The organism is Microbacterium sp. NPDC079176 (assembly GCF_040686675.1).
In the GTDB taxonomy this organism is placed as follows: Bacteria; Actinomycetota; Actinomycetes; order Actinomycetales; family Microbacteriaceae; genus Microbacterium.
Genome location: NZ_JBFBLM010000001.1, coordinates 816,000 through 830,591, shown reverse-complemented (window position 1 = coordinate 830,591; position 14,592 = coordinate 816,000). Strand labels below are relative to the sequence as shown.

At 69.5% G+C, this 14,592-nt stretch carries 15 protein-coding genes and 1 pseudogene; 3 read left to right on the top strand and 13 right to left on the bottom strand.

What is annotated here, in order from left to right; all coding sequences use genetic code 11:
* From AB0P11_RS03980 to AB0P11_RS03970, 3 genes and pseudogenes are all read right to left on the bottom strand, one after another.
* A pseudogene (locus AB0P11_RS03980) lies at positions 1 to 442 on the bottom strand (carbohydrate ABC transporter permease); the annotation flags it as partial.
* Positions 439 to 1,416 carry a sugar ABC transporter permease gene (locus AB0P11_RS03975; RefSeq protein ID WP_053098892.1) on the bottom strand — a complete coding sequence of 326 codons (978 nt, stop codon included), beginning with the start codon at positions 1,414 to 1,416 and terminating at the stop codon, positions 439 to 441. The gene AB0P11_RS03975 and the pseudogene AB0P11_RS03980, both read right to left, overlap by 4 nt.
* Before the next feature lie 14 nt (positions 1,417 to 1,430).
* Entirely contained in the window at positions 1,431 to 2,723 is a 1,293-nt protein-coding gene (locus AB0P11_RS03970) for a sugar ABC transporter substrate-binding protein (RefSeq protein ID WP_363519935.1), read from the bottom strand.
* A 222-nt stretch (positions 2,724 to 2,945) separates the two neighbouring features.
* Between AB0P11_RS03970 and AB0P11_RS03965 the strand changes: the two genes are divergently transcribed.
* From AB0P11_RS03965 to AB0P11_RS03955, 3 genes are all read left to right on the top strand, one after another.
* Positions 2,946 to 3,806 carry a fused MFS/spermidine synthase gene (locus tag AB0P11_RS03965; RefSeq protein ID WP_053098890.1) on the top strand — a complete coding sequence of 287 codons (861 nt, stop codon included), beginning with the start codon at positions 2,946 to 2,948 and terminating at the stop codon, positions 3,804 to 3,806.
* A 100-nt stretch (positions 3,807 to 3,906) separates the two neighbouring features.
* Positions 3,907 to 4,434, top strand: a complete 528-nt coding sequence (locus AB0P11_RS03960) for a hypothetical protein (RefSeq protein WP_056277172.1) — start codon at positions 3,907 to 3,909, stop codon at positions 4,432 to 4,434.
* 66 nt (positions 4,435 to 4,500) lie between these two features.
* On the top strand, positions 4,501 to 4,989 hold the full coding sequence (locus tag AB0P11_RS03955) for a SprT-like domain-containing protein (RefSeq protein WP_053098888.1): 489 nt from the start codon (positions 4,501 to 4,503) through the stop codon (positions 4,987 to 4,989).
* Between the two features lie 51 nt (positions 4,990 to 5,040).
* On the opposite strand, the gene AB0P11_RS03950 is transcribed toward AB0P11_RS03955, so the two are convergent.
* The 10 genes from AB0P11_RS03950 to AB0P11_RS03905 form a co-directional block, all read right to left on the bottom strand.
* A complete protein-coding gene (locus tag AB0P11_RS03950) occupies positions 5,041 to 5,559 on the bottom strand; it encodes a DUF3054 domain-containing protein (RefSeq protein WP_363519930.1) in 519 nt (172 codons plus the stop codon).
* 137 nt (positions 5,560 to 5,696) lie between these two features.
* Complete coding sequence (locus AB0P11_RS03945) at positions 5,697 to 6,353, bottom strand: 2-phosphosulfolactate phosphatase (protein WP_187250011.1); 657 nt, start codon at positions 6,351 to 6,353, stop codon at positions 5,697 to 5,699.
* Positions 6,354 to 6,433: 80 nt separating this feature from the next.
* The gene (locus AB0P11_RS03940) at positions 6,434 to 7,906 is read right to left on the bottom strand and encodes an ABC transporter permease (RefSeq protein ID WP_363519926.1); all 1,473 of its coding nucleotides are present in this window, start codon (positions 7,904 to 7,906) and stop codon (positions 6,434 to 6,436) included.
* Positions 7,903 to 8,664: an ABC transporter ATP-binding protein gene (locus tag AB0P11_RS03935; protein WP_056277163.1), complete on the bottom strand. Its 762-nt coding sequence runs from the start codon at positions 8,662 to 8,664 to the stop codon at positions 7,903 to 7,905. The genes AB0P11_RS03940 and AB0P11_RS03935 overlap by 4 nt, the downstream gene beginning before the upstream one ends.
* A 94-nt stretch (positions 8,665 to 8,758) precedes the next feature.
* Complete coding sequence (locus AB0P11_RS03930) at positions 8,759 to 9,394, bottom strand: response regulator transcription factor (RefSeq protein WP_053098884.1); 636 nt, start codon at positions 9,392 to 9,394, stop codon at positions 8,759 to 8,761.
* Complete coding sequence (locus AB0P11_RS03925) at positions 9,391 to 10,587, bottom strand: histidine kinase (protein WP_363519921.1); 1,197 nt, start codon at positions 10,585 to 10,587, stop codon at positions 9,391 to 9,393. The genes AB0P11_RS03930 and AB0P11_RS03925 overlap by 4 nt, the downstream gene beginning before the upstream one ends.
* A gap of 43 nt (positions 10,588 to 10,630) precedes the next feature.
* On the bottom strand, positions 10,631 to 11,422 hold the full coding sequence (locus tag AB0P11_RS03920) for a methyltransferase domain-containing protein (protein WP_320491004.1): 792 nt from the start codon (positions 11,420 to 11,422) through the stop codon (positions 10,631 to 10,633).
* Between the two features lie 42 nt (positions 11,423 to 11,464).
* Positions 11,465 to 12,625: an AMP-binding protein gene (locus AB0P11_RS03915; RefSeq protein WP_363519918.1), complete on the bottom strand. Its 1,161-nt coding sequence runs from the start codon at positions 12,623 to 12,625 to the stop codon at positions 11,465 to 11,467.
* A gap of 16 nt (positions 12,626 to 12,641) precedes the next feature.
* A complete protein-coding gene (locus AB0P11_RS03910) occupies positions 12,642 to 13,553 on the bottom strand; it encodes a 1,4-dihydroxy-2-naphthoyl-CoA synthase (RefSeq protein ID WP_053098880.1) in 912 nt (303 codons plus the stop codon).
* Positions 13,554 to 13,632: 79 nt separating this feature from the next.
* Positions 13,633 to 14,592, bottom strand: a complete 960-nt coding sequence (locus tag AB0P11_RS03905) for a permease prefix domain 1-containing protein (RefSeq protein ID WP_363519915.1) — start codon at positions 14,590 to 14,592, stop codon at positions 13,633 to 13,635.

The following is a 14,592-nucleotide window of genomic DNA, read 5'->3' as shown; positions in this document are numbered from 1 at the left end:
GCGCGACGTACACGACCATCAGGCCGAGGATGCTGTTGAGCAGCCCGAGGCTCTTGACCTGCAGGAAGAGCGGGATGACGAGGGCCTCGAGCGGAACCATCTGCACGACGAGGATCATCATCAGGATGGTCGTGCGGAACTTGAAGCGGAACCGGGCGACTGCGACAGCCGCGAGCAGACACACGAGGGCGCTGACCAGGACGGTGACGAGAGCCACGATCGCGGAGTTGCGGAGGTAGGTGCCGAAACCGCCGTCGGTGAGGACGAAGGCGAAGTTGTCGAACGTGAACTCCTGAGGCAGCAGCGACTGCCCTCCGCTGGACGCCTTGGCGTCGAGCGCACTGGAGACCATCCAGTAGACGGGGAACAGCGTGAAGATCAGGACGGCGGCGATCGCGATGCCGGTGCCGACGCGCGACATGACAGACGGGCGGGGGTTCACAGCTCGTCCTCCTTCATGAGGGAGCGGATGTACACGATCGTGATGCCGATCAGCACGAGGGTGAGCAGCACGGCGAGCGCGGCACCGAAGCCGTAGCGGTTCTGGCCGAAGGATTCGACGTACGACCAGACGCCGAGGTTCAGCACCGATCGGTTGCCGCCGCCTCCACCGGGCATCAGGTAGACCTGCGCGAAGACCTTGAAGTCCCAGATCGTCGACAGGATGATCACGACCGAGAAGACGGGCTTGAGAGTGGGGAAGATGATCTTCCAGAACCGCATCCACGCGTTCGCGCCGTCGAGCGCGGCCGCCTCGAGCATCTCCTTCGAGACGCCGAGCAGGCCCGCGAGCACCGTGATGGCGACGAACGGGAAGCCGTGGTGCACGACGTTCAGCAGCACGATCGCGTAGAACGACCACTGATTGGTGAACCAGTTCACCGGGTCGTCCATCAGGCCGAGATCCTGCAGGACGGTGTTGAAGATGCCGCGGTCGGCATCGAAGATGAACGTCCAGACGTAGGTTCCGGTGACGGCGGGCATCGCCCACGCCACCATGATGCAGCTCGAGACGATGGTGCGCCACACCGTGCCCAGCTTCGCGAGCAGCAGCGCCACGAGCGTGCCGACCGCGACCGTGACGAACACGGCGACGGCGGCGAAGCCGACGGTGTTCGGCAGGACGACGGTCCACAGTGTCGGGTTGGTGAGCGCCTCGACGTAATTGTCGACGCCGATCCAGTTGTTCTCGCCGGTGTTGATCTCGCGAAGACCGTAGTCCTGCAGCGAGAAGATGACGACCTGGATGAGCGGCCAGAGCATGAGCACCGCGAGGATGACCAGCCCGGGGGCGAGAAGAAGCCAGGGGCGGGCCGTGATCAGCGAGAAACCCCGCTTGGGCGGCCGGCCGCCGGCCACGGAGGCGGAGGTGGACTCCGCCTTCGTGACCGGCAGTGGCGCTTGCACCATCGACATGAAGGGATACAGCCTTACTGGTTGAGCAGATCGGTCATCTCAGCGGCGGCGTCCTTCGTCGCGGTGGCGACGTCCTTCTGCCCGCTGAGGATCGCCTGGATCATCGAGTTGGTGGTCTTCTTCGCCTGAACGGCACCAAAGTTCGGGGTGACCGGCACGGATGCGCCGCCCTCGACCATCTGCTGCGCGAACGGAGCGACGAGCGGGTCGGTCGAGGCCAGGGCCTCCTCCATCGCGGACTGCACTCCCGGGAAATATCCGGTCTCGTCAGCCCACTTCTCGGCGAACTCGCCCGTGGTCATCAGCTTGACGAACTCCCATGCGAGGTCGGCGTTCTCGGTCGTGTTGAAGACCGACAGGTGCGAGCCGCCGAGCACGGACGGAGCGATGCCGCCGTCCTCGCCGGGGATCACGGCGGCGCCGATCTTGCCCTCGAGCTCGGGGTTGGCCTCGATCAGAGCCTTCGGGGTCCAGGAGCCCGAGAGCATCATGGCGACGTTGCCCTGCGTGAACGAGTCACGGAGGTCCGTCTCCTTCCAGGTCGTGGCCCCGGCGGAGGAGAAGCCGTGCTCGGTCGCGAGTCCGGTGTAGAAATCGATGCCGGCCTGCGACTCCTTGCTGTCGAGTTCGCTCGTCCAGGTCTTGCCGTCGAGGGTCGCGACCTCGCCGCCGGCGCCCCAGACCCAGGGGTACACCTGGAACTCCGCGTCACCCGCGACGGGGAACGGCAGCATGTCGGGCTTGGCGGCCTTGATGGCCTCGCCAGCGGTGACGATGTCGTCCCACGTCTTCGGGGCCTCGAGACCGAGCTCCTCGAACACGTCGGTGCGGTAGACGATGGAGCGGACTCCGGCGTACCAGGGCATGCCGTACAGCTCGTCTTCGTAGGTGCCGGCGACCGCGAGGCCCTCGACGAGGTCGTCACGCAGGCCGTCTTCGGCGTCGACGTACTCGTCGAGCGGCTCGAGGGCACCGGCGTCCGCGAACTCCGCGGTCCAGGTGGTTCCGGTCTCGGCGATGTCGGGCGTGGTGCCGCCGGCGATCGACGTGACGAAGCGATCGTGAGCGTCCGCCCACTGGATCTCCTCGATCTTGACCGTGGCGCCGGTCTCGTCTTCGAAGGCGCTCGAGACCTCGTCGTAGAACGCGCTCGCGTCCGGGTTCGTGCCCTTCATGATCCAGACGGTGAGCTCCTGGCCCTCTCCGTCGACGGCTCCGCCGGTGTCGGCTCCGCCGCCGGCACAGGCCGCCAGGCCCAGGGTGGCCACGGCGCCCAGCGCCACGACCGGAAGAATGCGCTTGTGCATCAGGGATCTCCTCTTTGAACGTCCTGGCGGCATCGGGTGCCTACCACGTAGGAAAAAGTATTCATCACTAACTAATTCCCTGCAAGTTATTCTCGGAAACGTCATGCGGCCGTAACATCGAGCCTCCGCGGCAGACTCGCGGCGAGTCAGCAGCCCTCAATCCTCCCATCGCGTGAGCCGACCACACGATGTCGAGGCGGAGTGAGCGCGTAGTCTCGGAGGATGGGCAGGACGCGAGCGAAGGACACCGAGCACCCGCAGGTCCGTCTCGACCACGGAGGCATCGCCCGCATCGTGCCGTCGGAGTTCACCAGCGGATTCGAGCTCATCGTCGACGACACCCCGCAGTCGCACGTCGACCTGGATGACCCCACGCACCTGCACTTCGAGTACATCGTGCGGATGGGCGCCGTGATCGACCAGCTCGCCGCCGGTCCCCTGACGGCGGTGCACCTCGGCGCGGGCGCACTGACGATCCCCCGCTACATCGAGGCGACCCGCCCCGGTTCCCGGCAGCAGGTGATCGAGCTCGAGGCACCGCTGGCCACCCTCGTGCGCGAGCACCTCCCCCTGCCGCGAGGCGCGGCCATCCGGCTCCGCATCGGAGATGCCCGCGAGGGCGTCCGCCGCCTCCCCCCGGCGATCGTCGGCACCTGCGATCTGGTGGTGTCCGACGTCTACTCCGGAGCCCAGACGCCGGCCCACCTCACTAGCATCGAGTTCTACCGCGAACTCGCCGAACTGCTCGCGCCCGCCGGCGTGCTGCTCGTGAACGTCGCCGACGGGCCGGGCCTCGCGTTCGCCCGGCGACAGGTCGCGACGATCGCGGAGGTTCTGCCCGAGATCGGCGTCCTCGCCGACACCCAGGTGCTGAAGGGGCGCAGGTTCGGCAACCTCGTGATCGCCGCATCGGCGGCTCCCCTGCCCACCGAATGGCTGCCCAGGATGCTCGCCGCGGGGCCGCATCCGGCGAAGATCGCGCAGGGTGCCGAGGTGACCGCCTTCGTGCAGGGTGCACGCGTGGTGACCGATGCGGATGCCGTCGCCTCCCCTCGTCCGGACGCCTCGCTGTTCCTCCGCTGAGGCCTCGATCGAGATCGGATGCGGGGCCGTGGGGCGTGCCGCCCCGACGACTGCGCCGACGCGAGGCACACTTGACGGGGGACGCTGCGGAAGGAGAGCAATGAGTTTCATCCAGGGATACGACCCGGAGAGCCTTCGCGAGCTGGTCGACCTCGGTGAATGCGCCGCACGGCTGGAGGAGATCGAGAGCCAGCGGAGCCTTCCGGCACTGCTGGAGCGGGTCTGGCTGCTGAAGGTCCTCGACCGTCTGGACGAAGCGCTCCCCCTCGCCGATGAGGCCGTGCGCCAGTCGCGCATGGCGGGCACACGCAAGGACGTCCTGCGCTCGAGGGTGCTGCACGCCACGATCCTGCAGCACCGCGGCGCCCACGCCGCCGCCGAGCAGGAGCTCGCGACGTGCGCCGCCGAAGCCGAGGGACAGCGCTGGCTGTCGATCGCCGCGTTCGCGCACCACCATCACGGCAGGAACGCCTACGAGGCCGGCGACTACGAGACCGCTCGCGAGAGCTTCAAGCAGTCCCTCTTCCTGCGCCGCGAGGCCGGGGCCGAGGACCGAGAGCTCGAGACGGTGCTGCTAGCCATCGAAGCCGCCGAGCGGCGCCGCACGACGCAGCTCGTCGCGGGCTGACGGCAGCACACGCCCGCCGGTGCCCCGCTGAGGGGCAATGTCGGCGGTATGGCTTAGCCTGATCGCATGGCGGAACTTGACCGGGTGCGCGTCTGGGGCGAGGCACTGATCACGCTGCACCTCGACGACAGCTGGTCATTCGGCTTCGACCACGCGAAGCGTCGGGCGGGGCAGTGCGACTACACGAAGAAGCGCATCACCGTGTCGCGGTATCTGGCTGCGCGGTTCGAGGACGACGAGATCCATCAGGTGCTGCTGCACGAGGTGGCGCATGCCCTCGCGGGTCATGAAGCGGCCCACGGCCCGACCTGGAAGCGCGTGGCCCGAGACCTGGGCTACGTCGGCGGAACCACCCACCATGGCGAGACGGCGGTCGAACTCGCGCCGTGGGTCGGCCAGTGCCCCGCTGGTCACGTGACCTACCGCCACCGGCGTCCCTCACGCGCCACATCGTGCGCGCGGTGCTCCCGCTCGTACGACGCGCGCTACCTGTTCGACTGGACTCGGCGCGAGATCACGGCCGACACGAGGCTCGCGGCGCAGATGTCGCGCTGATCCGCGCACGACGTCGACCCGCCCCGAGCGCCGCGAACCCGCAGAGTGCGGTCAGCGCGCGTGAGGACCTGATTCCGGATCGGCCTCGGGCGAGGGTTCCTCCTGCGCTCGCTCCGAGGCTGCCGCGTCGGCGGGTGCGTCCCGGTCGACGGGAGTGTCGTCATCCTCCCGCTCCTCAGGCCGCCCGCGCGCCGCACCGGCATCGCTCGCACGCCCCGCACGCCGACGCAGGAGCGCTGCCAGGGCTCGCCACCCGACGAGGAAGACGCCGAGCACGAGGGTCGTGACGATGATGAACGCGATCTGCGCGGTGTCCCCCGCCACGACGCGCAGCAGCAGCCCGCCGACCACGGTGACGAGCCAGACGACGGCACCCCAGGCCAGCGACCACGGTCGACGCGGCCTCGCCGGCATAAGCGCCGCCACGACGTGACCCAGCAGGAGGGCGACGATGAACGGCCAGGCGGTGAGCAGGAACCCGCCGGGATCTTCTCCGTGCGAGGCACGGCCGATCACGGCGAAGACGAGCACCAGGACGGCATCGACGATGAAAGCGGGGACGAACCTCATGCCATGACCCTACGTCGCGGAACACGAAACCCGTGCCGGATGCACGGCCTGTTGCCGAGCGCGTGCAGGGACGAGATCCACAGGCGCCTCACCCCCGAGCGGGGATGGCCTGCGCGCCGGGGACGACCGCAGACCGCTCAGTCGAAGGCGACGAAGAGCCCGTCACGCAGCACGGGGACGACATCCAGGGCGTCGAGCTCGGCGGCGTCCGACACCGTCGTCGGCGCGGCACCGGATGCCCGCATCCGCTCGGTCGCGGCGACCCCGTCCGCGAGCTCACGCGCCGAACCGCTCGCGCTGACCATGTGGCGCAGCGCTCTCTTCAGCGCGCGGAATCCCTCGGCGGCCACGGCCGCATCGGGCGCCGTGTGGTCGATGCCGAGTTCGGTGAGCGCGGCGACGATCGCGCCGGCTCCCAGGTGGTCTTCGACCGCGAAGCGCACGGTGCCCGCGGCGTCGGCTTCGCCCGCGGCGATCACGCTCACGGAAGTACGTGACTGGTTGCGCTCCTGCAGCGTCGCGATCGCTCGTGCCACTGCCGCCGCGTTGCGGAGACTTCCGATCAGCACGACCGCGTCGCCGGCGCGGGCGGCGACCGCGGCACCGTTGCGGGACCATTCACGCGCGTCGTCGAGCGAGACCGCGGAGCCCGACGCGACAGCGTCTGCCACCGTCGACGAGAAGCGGAGCACGTCGACCACGACGACGACATCGGCGGGCGCGACGCGATCGAGCCCGTCGACGCCCCACTCGAGACGCACCTGATACGTGGACTGGTCGAACGGAGACGGCATCCGTCCAGCCTAGAACGACCGCCCGGGTGCCGATGCCCCGATGACGGATTCGGTCATCGGGGCATCCTCAGGCGTCGTCGTCAGTCGGCGGCCAGTGCGTCGACGGGCGCCACGCGGGTGGCGAGGCGGGTCGGCGTCGCGGCAGCCACCAGGGTCAGCACAGCGGTCGCCGCGACGATGATGACCACGGGCAGCCAGGGCACGTGCGGTGCGACGAGCCCGGCGGCCTCGAAGTCGGGCAGGGTCGGCACGGAGCCGAGCAGCGACTGCGCCGCGATCCATCCGTAGGCGATGCCCAGGATCAACCCGGTCAGCGTAGCAGCCACCGTGATGTGCGCCGCCTCGAGCAGCACCATGCGGCGCACCTGCCCATTGGACAGGCCGATGGACCGGAGGAGTCCGAGCTCGCGACGACGCTGCACGACGCCGATCGTCAGAAGATTGACGAGACCGACCGCGGCGATCACCGCCGACACCGCCACGAGCACCATCATCACCGATGCGAAGGCGTCGAACGGGGTGAAGAACTCTGCAGGCGTCTCGCCCTCGACCTGACCGATCAGCATCTGCTTGACCGATTCGAGCGCGACCGCGAACATCGTGACCAGTGTGACCCCCATCACGACGCCGATCGCCATGCGCGACGAGCGCTCGGGATAGCGGAGGGCGTTCTCGGCCGCGAGTCGTGCCGTGGCAGTCGATCCGAACATCCGCCCGACCAGACGCAGAACGGGAGGCATGAACAGCACCGATCCGAGCGCGAGTCCGGTGAAGGAGAGCAGCCCGCCGACGAAGGCGACGACCACCCCGAGCGGGTGCACGAGGCCGACGACGACCCCTGCCGCCAGCAGCACGGTGCCGGAAGCCAGCAGGATCCATGCGCCGATGTGCCGCCCGGGGCGGGACAGCTCTTCGTGAGTGCGCTCGACCGACCCGCCGATCGCCTGCAGCGGCGTGACGGCGAGGACGCGTCTGGAGCCCACCCATGCCGCCGCCCAGGTCGTGAGCGCGACGCCGACGACCGGCAAGGCGATGAACGGCTGGGCGAGAGAGAACCCCTGCGGCACGTTCTCGATCAGTCCGGAACCGATCTGCACGCCGACCGCGGCGATCACGAGGCCGGCGAGAAGCCCGAGTGCCGCGCCGATGACCCCCACCGCGAAGCCCTGCCGGCCGACCACGGCCCGCTGGGACCTCGCGGTCGCGCCGATGAGGCGCATCAGGGCGATCTGACGCGTGCGCCCGGCGATGATCGTCGAGAACGTGTTCGCGGTGACGATCGCGGCGACGTACATCGCGACGCCCGTGAGCAGAACCGAGAGCAGTCCCACGATGAACGCGAGCGTCTCGCTGTCGCCGATGAAGGGGTCGGCCTGCAGCACGGCTCCGAGGTAGGCCGTGGTCTCGACCAGCACCACTCCGAAGGCGGCCGAGAGCGCTGCGACCAGGATGCTGGCGCCCATGCCCCGGTCGCGCAGCCAGGCGAGGCGCGGACCGGTCGCGGACGTCTGCGGTACGACGGCGAGAGTCGGAGACTCGATGACGGCGCTCATGCCGCGACCTCGGCGGCGAGCATGTAGGCCGAGATCTCCTCGGCGCTCTGGCGCGGGTGGTCGGCGACGATCCGGCCGTCTCCGAGGAACAGCACCCGGTCGGCATGGCTCGCCGCGATCGCGTCGTGGGTGACCATGGCGATGGACTGTCCGTGCTCGCGGCTCGCGGTGGCCAGCAGCTGCAGCACCTCGCGCCCCGTGCGGGAATCGAGATTGCCCGTGGGCTCGTCGGCGAACACGAGATCGGGCGCCGTGGCGAGCGCACGGGCGATGGCGACGCGCTGCTGCTGACCCCCAGAGAGCTGATGCGGTCGGTGCTGCAGACGGGATCCGAGCCCGAGCGTCTGGATCAGTCCGTCGATGCGCGCCTTCTCGATCGCGCTGGGTCGCCGCCCGTCGAGCTCGAACGGCAGCATGATGTTGCCGAGGGCGGTGAGCGTCGGCACGAGGTTGAACGCCTGGAAGATGAAGCCGACCCGGCGGCGGCGCAGGATCGTGAGATCGAGGTCTCCGAGCTCCGTGATCTCGGTGTCGCCGATCCAGCTCCTCCCCTGCGTCGGGGTGTCGAGGCCGGCCATGATGTGCATGAGCGTGGACTTGCCCGAACCGGACGGTCCCATGATGGCGGTGAACTGTCCGCGGCGGATGCCGACGCTGACGTCGTCCAGCGCGTGGACGGTGCCCTCGCCGGCGCCGTAGGTCTTCTTGAGGTGCTGGACGCGGGCTGCGAGCCCGAGGTCGGTGGTCGTGATCTCCATGCCTTCGACGCTACGGACGCCGGCTGCTCCGCCGCGTCGGCCTGACGGCGCATCCGCCTACATCGTAAGGATGATCCCGCGGACAGGAATCGGGTCAGGCGAGTCCGTGCTCGAACGCGAAGACCACCAGCTGCACCCGGTCGCGGAGGGTGAGCTTCGTCAGGATGCGGCTGATGTGGGTCTTGACGGTCGCCTCGCTGAGATATTCGCGAGCGGCGATCTCGGAGTTCGAGAGCCCCCGGGCGGCGAGCGCGAAGATCTCGCGCTCACGCTCGGTCAGCGCGGAGAACTGCACCGGCACCGGCTTCGGCTCCTCGGCGAAGTGCTCGAACAGCTCGCGGGTCGCCGACGCGGCGATGACGCTCGAGCCCGCGTGGACGGTGCGGATCGCGGCGAGGAGGAACTCGGGGTCAGCGTCCTTCAGGAGGAATCCGCTCGCCCCCTGACGGATCGCGCGAGCGGCGGCCTCGTCGAGGTCGAAGGTCGTCAGCATGACGATGCGCGGCGGGTCGGGCTGAGCGAGGATCTCGGCGGTCGCAGCGAGCCCGTCCATGACCGGCATCCTGATGTCCATCAGCACCACGTCCGGTCGAGTCGCGTGCACGAGAGCGACGGCTTCGCGGCCATCGCCCGCTTCTCCGACGACGTCGAGATCGGGCTGCGAGGCGAGCAGCATGCGGACTCCGGCGCGGAACAGCGCCTGATCATCGACGAGGACGACCCTGATCATGCGACTTCTCCGATCGGGAGCGAGGCGCGGACGACGAACTGCGCTCCCTGGCGCTCCGCCTGAAGGCTACCGCCGACGAGCTGCGCCCGTTCACGCATGCCGATCACCCCGTGACCGCCGCCGATCTGCGGCTGATCCCGTCCCACGGTGTTGCGCACCTGGATGTCGACACGGTCGGGAAGCCACGCGAGGTGCACGTCGACCGCGCCGTCGCCGTGACGGATGGCGTTCGTGAGCGCCTCCTGGAGAATCCGGTACACCGCGAGCTGGATGGCTCCCGGCGGCTCCCCCGGGGGCATCGGATCGACGGTGATCCGGGGCTCGACTCCTGCCTGACGCACCTGCGCGAACAGCGACTCGAGGTCTGCGAGCGTCGGCTGGGGACCGTCCCCCTGTCGGTGGCGCAGCTGCGTGAGCAGCAGACGCACGTCGCTCAGGGCGCTGCGAGCGGTCTGGGCGATGGTCCCGAGGGCCTCGGTGGCCATCTCGGGCTTCGCGGCGGCCGCATACCTGGCGCCGTCGGCCTGCGCGATCACCACGGCCAGCGAGTGCGCGACGATGTCGTGCATGTCGCGGGCGATCCGCACACGCTCCTGCTCCTCCGCCGCGAGCGACTCCGCCTTCAGCTGCGCCGAACGGGTGCTCCGCGCGCGCAGCACCACCCGCCACAGCAGACCGCAGACCCACGCGAATCCGAGCGCGAGCACCGAGACGACCAGGAGCAGCGTGCCGGTCGTCAGCTGATCCCACCCGCTGGCGCCGGAGGTGACGCCCGTGACGACGACCAGGTAGACCGCCGAGACCAGAGCACCGAGCAGCGCCGAGCCGAAGCCCCACCACAGCACCGCGCGGGACCCCCAGGCGGCGGTCGCGTAGAGCACAAGGAGGATCGCCACATCGATCGGCAGCGGACCGAATCCGGACAGCATCTGCACGATCGCGCCCGCCCAGGCCACGGCGAGCGCGAGTCCGGGGGCGAGCCTGCCGATCGCGACTCCGCCGAACATCAGGATGCCCGCGGTGACGATCGCCGCGACCGCCGCACCGCTGATCCCCTCGCCGACCGCCCCCGGGCCGTAGAAGACGACGGAGAACGGTGTGAGGATGATGAAGAGCAGCGCCGCCCCGACGATGTCGAGCACGAGCGCCGTACGGGAGAGCGGGCGGATCACTCCCCCCACGCTACGCGGCACGGCATCCGCCTCGCATCCGCCTGCAGATGTATCCGCGGTCCGGTCAGGCGCGGGCGATGATCTCGCCGTGCGGCACGAGGTACCAGCCGTCGCCGTCGTCGGCCCAGCGCTTCCATGCGTCGCTGATCTCCTGCAGGTCGCGCCGCGTCGCCATCTCGCCGTCGACCAGCTGCCGGGCGAGCGCGGACTCGAGGATGCGATCGGCCCACATGCCGCCCCACCATGCGCGGTCCTCGGGGGTCGCGTATGTCCACGTGGAGGACGTCGCCGTGATGTCGTCGAATCCGGCGGCCCGCGCCCAGGCGAGCAGTCGACGCCCCGCATCGGGCTCGCCGCCGTTCGCTCGGGCAGCGCGACGATAGAGGTCGAGCCATCGATCGAGCTCGGGCAGGATCGGGAACCAGAGGAAGCCCGCGTAGTCGGCGTCGCGCACCCCCACGACACCACCCGGCGCCGTCACCCGACGCATCTCCCGGAGCGCCTGCACGGGGTCGCCGACGTGCTGCAGCACCTGGTGCGCATGCACGACGTCGAAGCTGTCGTCGGCGAAGGTCAGTGCATGCACGTCCTCGACCGCGAAGTCGAGGTTGTCCAGTCCCCTGCGCGATGCGAGATCGCGCGACAGCGAGAGTGCGTTCTCATCGATCTCGGTCGCCGTGACATGGGCGACGGTGCCGGCGAAGTCGATCGTGATGGTGCCTGGCCCCGCTCCGACATCGAGAAGCCGGGTGGTCTCTGTCAGGTGCGGGCGGAGGTACTCCGCCGAGTTGGAGATGTCGCGACTGCTGTGCGAGCGGAGGACGGTCTCGTGATGCCCGTGGGTGTAGGTGGCCATGGCTCAGTCTGGCAGTGCTCTTCTCGCCGCTGAAATCCGCCGTCAGTGCAGTTCGGCGACGGCCCGCCTGATCGACTCGCGGTCCGGCTTCCCTGAGGCCAGCACGGCCAGTTCGTCGACCATGATCAGCCGAGCCGGTCTCGCGTGCCTGCCGAGCTCGGCGGCGACGAGATCCCTCGCGTGCGCGAGCTGCTCGGCCTCGCTGCGCCGCAGCGCCTCGCCTCTCGGGGCGACGATGACCGAGGCCTCGCCCCATCGCTCGTCCGGCACGCCGACCACGACCGCATCGGTGAGACCCGGAACGCCGCGCACCAACCGCTCGACCCGATCGAGCGAGATGTTGATGCCGCCGGAGACGATCACGTTATCGGCACGACCGTGCACCCGCACGACGCCGTCGTCGTCGAGCCCGAGATCGCCGGTGTGATACCAGCGGATGCCGTGCTCGTCGCGCGAGAAGTTCTTCGCCGTGAGCTCCCCGTCGCCGAGATAGCCGTCAGCGAGCATCGGACCGGCGATGCGCAGCTCTCCGTCGACCGTGCGCACGGCGACGGTGTCGAGGGGGACGCCGTCGTAGACGCATCCCCCGCTCGTCTCGGTGGAGCCATAGGTGCGGACGAGTCGGATGCCGAGATCGGCGGCGCGGTCGCGCAGCGGTTCCGGCAGTGCCTGGCCACCCACGAGGATTGCCCGGTACGCCTGAAGGGCCGCACGCACAGGTCGGTCGTCTGCCGCATCGAGCAGCGTCGACAGCTGCGCGGGGACGAGCGAGGTGTACAGCTCGGGGATGCCGGCGGAACCGCCCGGCAGCGGGCGGAGCATCGACAGCGTCGCGTCGGCGAACGAATCGGGCGAGAACCGACCGCTCAGCGCGACAGGGTGCGTGCCTGCCATCAGAGACCGCACGATGACCTGGAGTCCGGCAACGTATCCGGCGGGCAGGGCGAGCAGCCAGCGCCCGCCGCCCACTCTCGACGCCGTCGCCTCGGCACTCGCCCGCAGCGCCTCGCCGCTCAACGCGACCCGCTTGGGGACCCCGCTGGAGCCCGAGGTGGCGATCACGACGGCCGTGCCGTCCGGCACCCATTTCGGGGCGTCTCCGAGCATCCCGAATCCGAGCGCCGGCCCGCCGTCGAGCGCGCGCGCCAGAGCGGCCCGCAGTTCGGCCGGATCCTCGGCATCCGTCGGTGTCAGCGCGACCATGTGCGTCTCGATCCGCTCAGTAGTGCCAGGGGAACGAGGTCCAGTCGGCGTCCCGCTTCTCGAGGAACGAGTCGCGGCCCTCGACCGCTTCATCGGTGCCGTAGGCGAGACGCGTGGCCTCGCCCGCGAACACCTGCTGCCCCACGAGCCCGTCGTCCACCGCGTTGAAGGCGAACTTCAGCATGCGGATCGCCGTGGGCGACTTGGTGAGCACGGTGCGCGCCATCTTCAGCGCCTCGCGCTCGAGGTCGGCATGGGGCACGACCCGGTTGACCGCCCCGGCCTCGTACGCCCGCTGCGCCGAGTACTCCTCGGCGAGGAAGAACACCTCGCGCGCGAACTTCTGCCCGGTCTGCCTCGCCATGTACGCCGATCCGTACCCCGCGTCGAAGCTGCCGACATCGGCGTCGGTCTGCTTGAACCGCGCCTCCTCGGCGGAGGCGATCGTGAGGTCGCACACCACGTGCAGCGAGTGCCCTCCGCCGGCCGCCCAGCCCGGCACGACGGCGATGACGACCTTCGGCATGAAGCGGATGAGGCGCTGGACCTCGAGGATGTGCAGGCGACCGGCGCGAGCCGGATCGTGCACGGTCGTCTCGTCATCGGAGTACTTGTATCCGTCGCGGCCGCGGATGCGCTGGTCGCCGCCCGAGCAGAACGCCCACCCGCCGTCCTTCGGACTCGGTCCGTTGCCGGTGAGGAGGACCGCGCCGATGCGGGGGTTCTGCCGTGCGTCGTCGAGTGCCCGGTAGAGCTCGTCGACCGTGTGCGGGCGGAAGGCGTTGCGCACCTCGGGGCGGTTGAACGCGATGCGCGCGACTCCGCCGTCCGTGCTCACGTGGGCGGTGATGTCGGTGTAGTCCTCGGCACCGGGCGCGAGCACCCATTCGTCCGGGTCGAACAGGTCTGAGACGAATGCGCTGGTCACAGCATCCAGCCTATTCCCGCCCGGGTTGCACACGGAGACGGCGTCGCCCCGAAGAGGCGACGCCGTCTGCGTGCGGTGATCAGCCGCGGCGAGCGCGAGCGGTCTTGATCCAGCCGTCGACGATGTCCCAGATCGGGAACGCGATGAGGGCGAACCCGGTGATCACGGTCAGGATGCGCATCGTCTCATCGGTCACGCCGTTGTCGGTGAAGACGAAGCGGAGGAACTCGGGGTTGAGCAGCTCGCCCTGCACCAGCAGCGTCAGCGACCAGACGGCGAACACCGCCGCGAGCAGGGTGTTGACCGCAGCGGCGGCGATCGTCCAGCGGCGGCGAGCGTAGACCACCACCGTCAGCAGCGCCTCGGCGACGAAGAGCCCGAGGAAGAACGTGATCCCCCAGGGCCACAGACCCGGGTTCAGGATCGCGATCGGAGCTCCTTCCGTCGGGAAGAAGCCGATGAATGCGTCCCAGAAGACCGCGCCCACCCCCAGCACGAGGAACACGAGCGACGCGATCGCATCCGCCCTGCCGGCTCCGTTCTGGGTCGGCTCGGGCAGCTGGTCGACGTCCCACTTCACCCCGGTGTCCGCTCCGGTGCGCTCGAGGATGAAGAAGACCAGGGTCACCCAGAAGCAGACGTGCACGATGACCGAGATGCCGACCGTGACGGCGGCGCCGATCATCGTTCCGATGGGTGCGCGCTCGATCGCCTGCGCGATCGCGACACCGCCCATCGCGCACACCGGCACGATGATGAGCAGCAGCTTGAGCAGCCGCCACCACGCGAGGTAGTACCGGGGTCCGATCAGGTGCAGCGGCCGGTCGGCGTAGCCGGCGGCGAGGACGCCGGGGTCGCCCAGCTCTGTGAGGACCGCCCGTTCGGCCTCGGCCGGGTCGTCCCCCTGTTCGAGTCTCGCGTCGATCGCGTCGGCGATGGATCCTTCGAGCTCGGCGCGGACGTCGTCCTGCACCTCGGGTGTGAGGCTGCGGATCGTGGCGCTGATGTATCGCTCGGTGAGCGTGGCTGTCGAGGGCAT

Bases quoted from the DNA above. Each gene is read 5' to 3' on its own strand.
- AB0P11_RS03975 (WP_053098892.1), bottom strand. From the start codon at position 1,416: ATGTCGATGGTGCAAGCGCCACTGCCGGTCACGAAGGCGGAGTCCACC.
- AB0P11_RS03970 (WP_363519935.1), bottom strand. From the start codon at position 2,723: ATGCACAAGCGCATTCTTCCGGTCGTGGCGCTGGGCGCCGTGGCCACC.
- AB0P11_RS03965 (WP_053098890.1), top strand. From the start codon at position 2,946: ATGGGCAGGACGCGAGCGAAGGACACCGAGCACCCGCAGGTCCGTCTC.
- AB0P11_RS03960 (WP_056277172.1), top strand. From the start codon at position 3,907: ATGAGTTTCATCCAGGGATACGACCCGGAGAGCCTTCGCGAGCTGGTC.
- AB0P11_RS03955 (WP_053098888.1), top strand. From the start codon at position 4,501: ATGGCGGAACTTGACCGGGTGCGCGTCTGGGGCGAGGCACTGATCACG.
- AB0P11_RS03950 (WP_363519930.1), bottom strand. From the start codon at position 5,559: ATGAGGTTCGTCCCCGCTTTCATCGTCGATGCCGTCCTGGTGCTCGTC.
- AB0P11_RS03945 (WP_187250011.1), bottom strand. From the start codon at position 6,353: ATGCCGTCTCCGTTCGACCAGTCCACGTATCAGGTGCGTCTCGAGTGG.
- AB0P11_RS03940 (WP_363519926.1), bottom strand. From the start codon at position 7,906: ATGAGCGCCGTCATCGAGTCTCCGACTCTCGCCGTCGTACCGCAGACG.
- AB0P11_RS03935 (WP_056277163.1), bottom strand. From the start codon at position 8,664: ATGGAGATCACGACCACCGACCTCGGGCTCGCAGCCCGCGTCCAGCAC.
- AB0P11_RS03930 (WP_053098884.1), bottom strand. From the start codon at position 9,394: ATGATCAGGGTCGTCCTCGTCGATGATCAGGCGCTGTTCCGCGCCGGA.
- AB0P11_RS03920 (WP_320491004.1), bottom strand. From the start codon at position 11,422: ATGGCCACCTACACCCACGGGCATCACGAGACCGTCCTCCGCTCGCAC.
- AB0P11_RS03915 (WP_363519918.1), bottom strand. From the start codon at position 12,625: ATGGTCGCGCTGACACCGACGGATGCCGAGGATCCGGCCGAACTGCGG.
- AB0P11_RS03905 (WP_363519915.1), bottom strand. From the start codon at position 14,592: ATGCCCTCGACAGCCACGCTCACCGAGCGATACATCAGCGCCACGATC.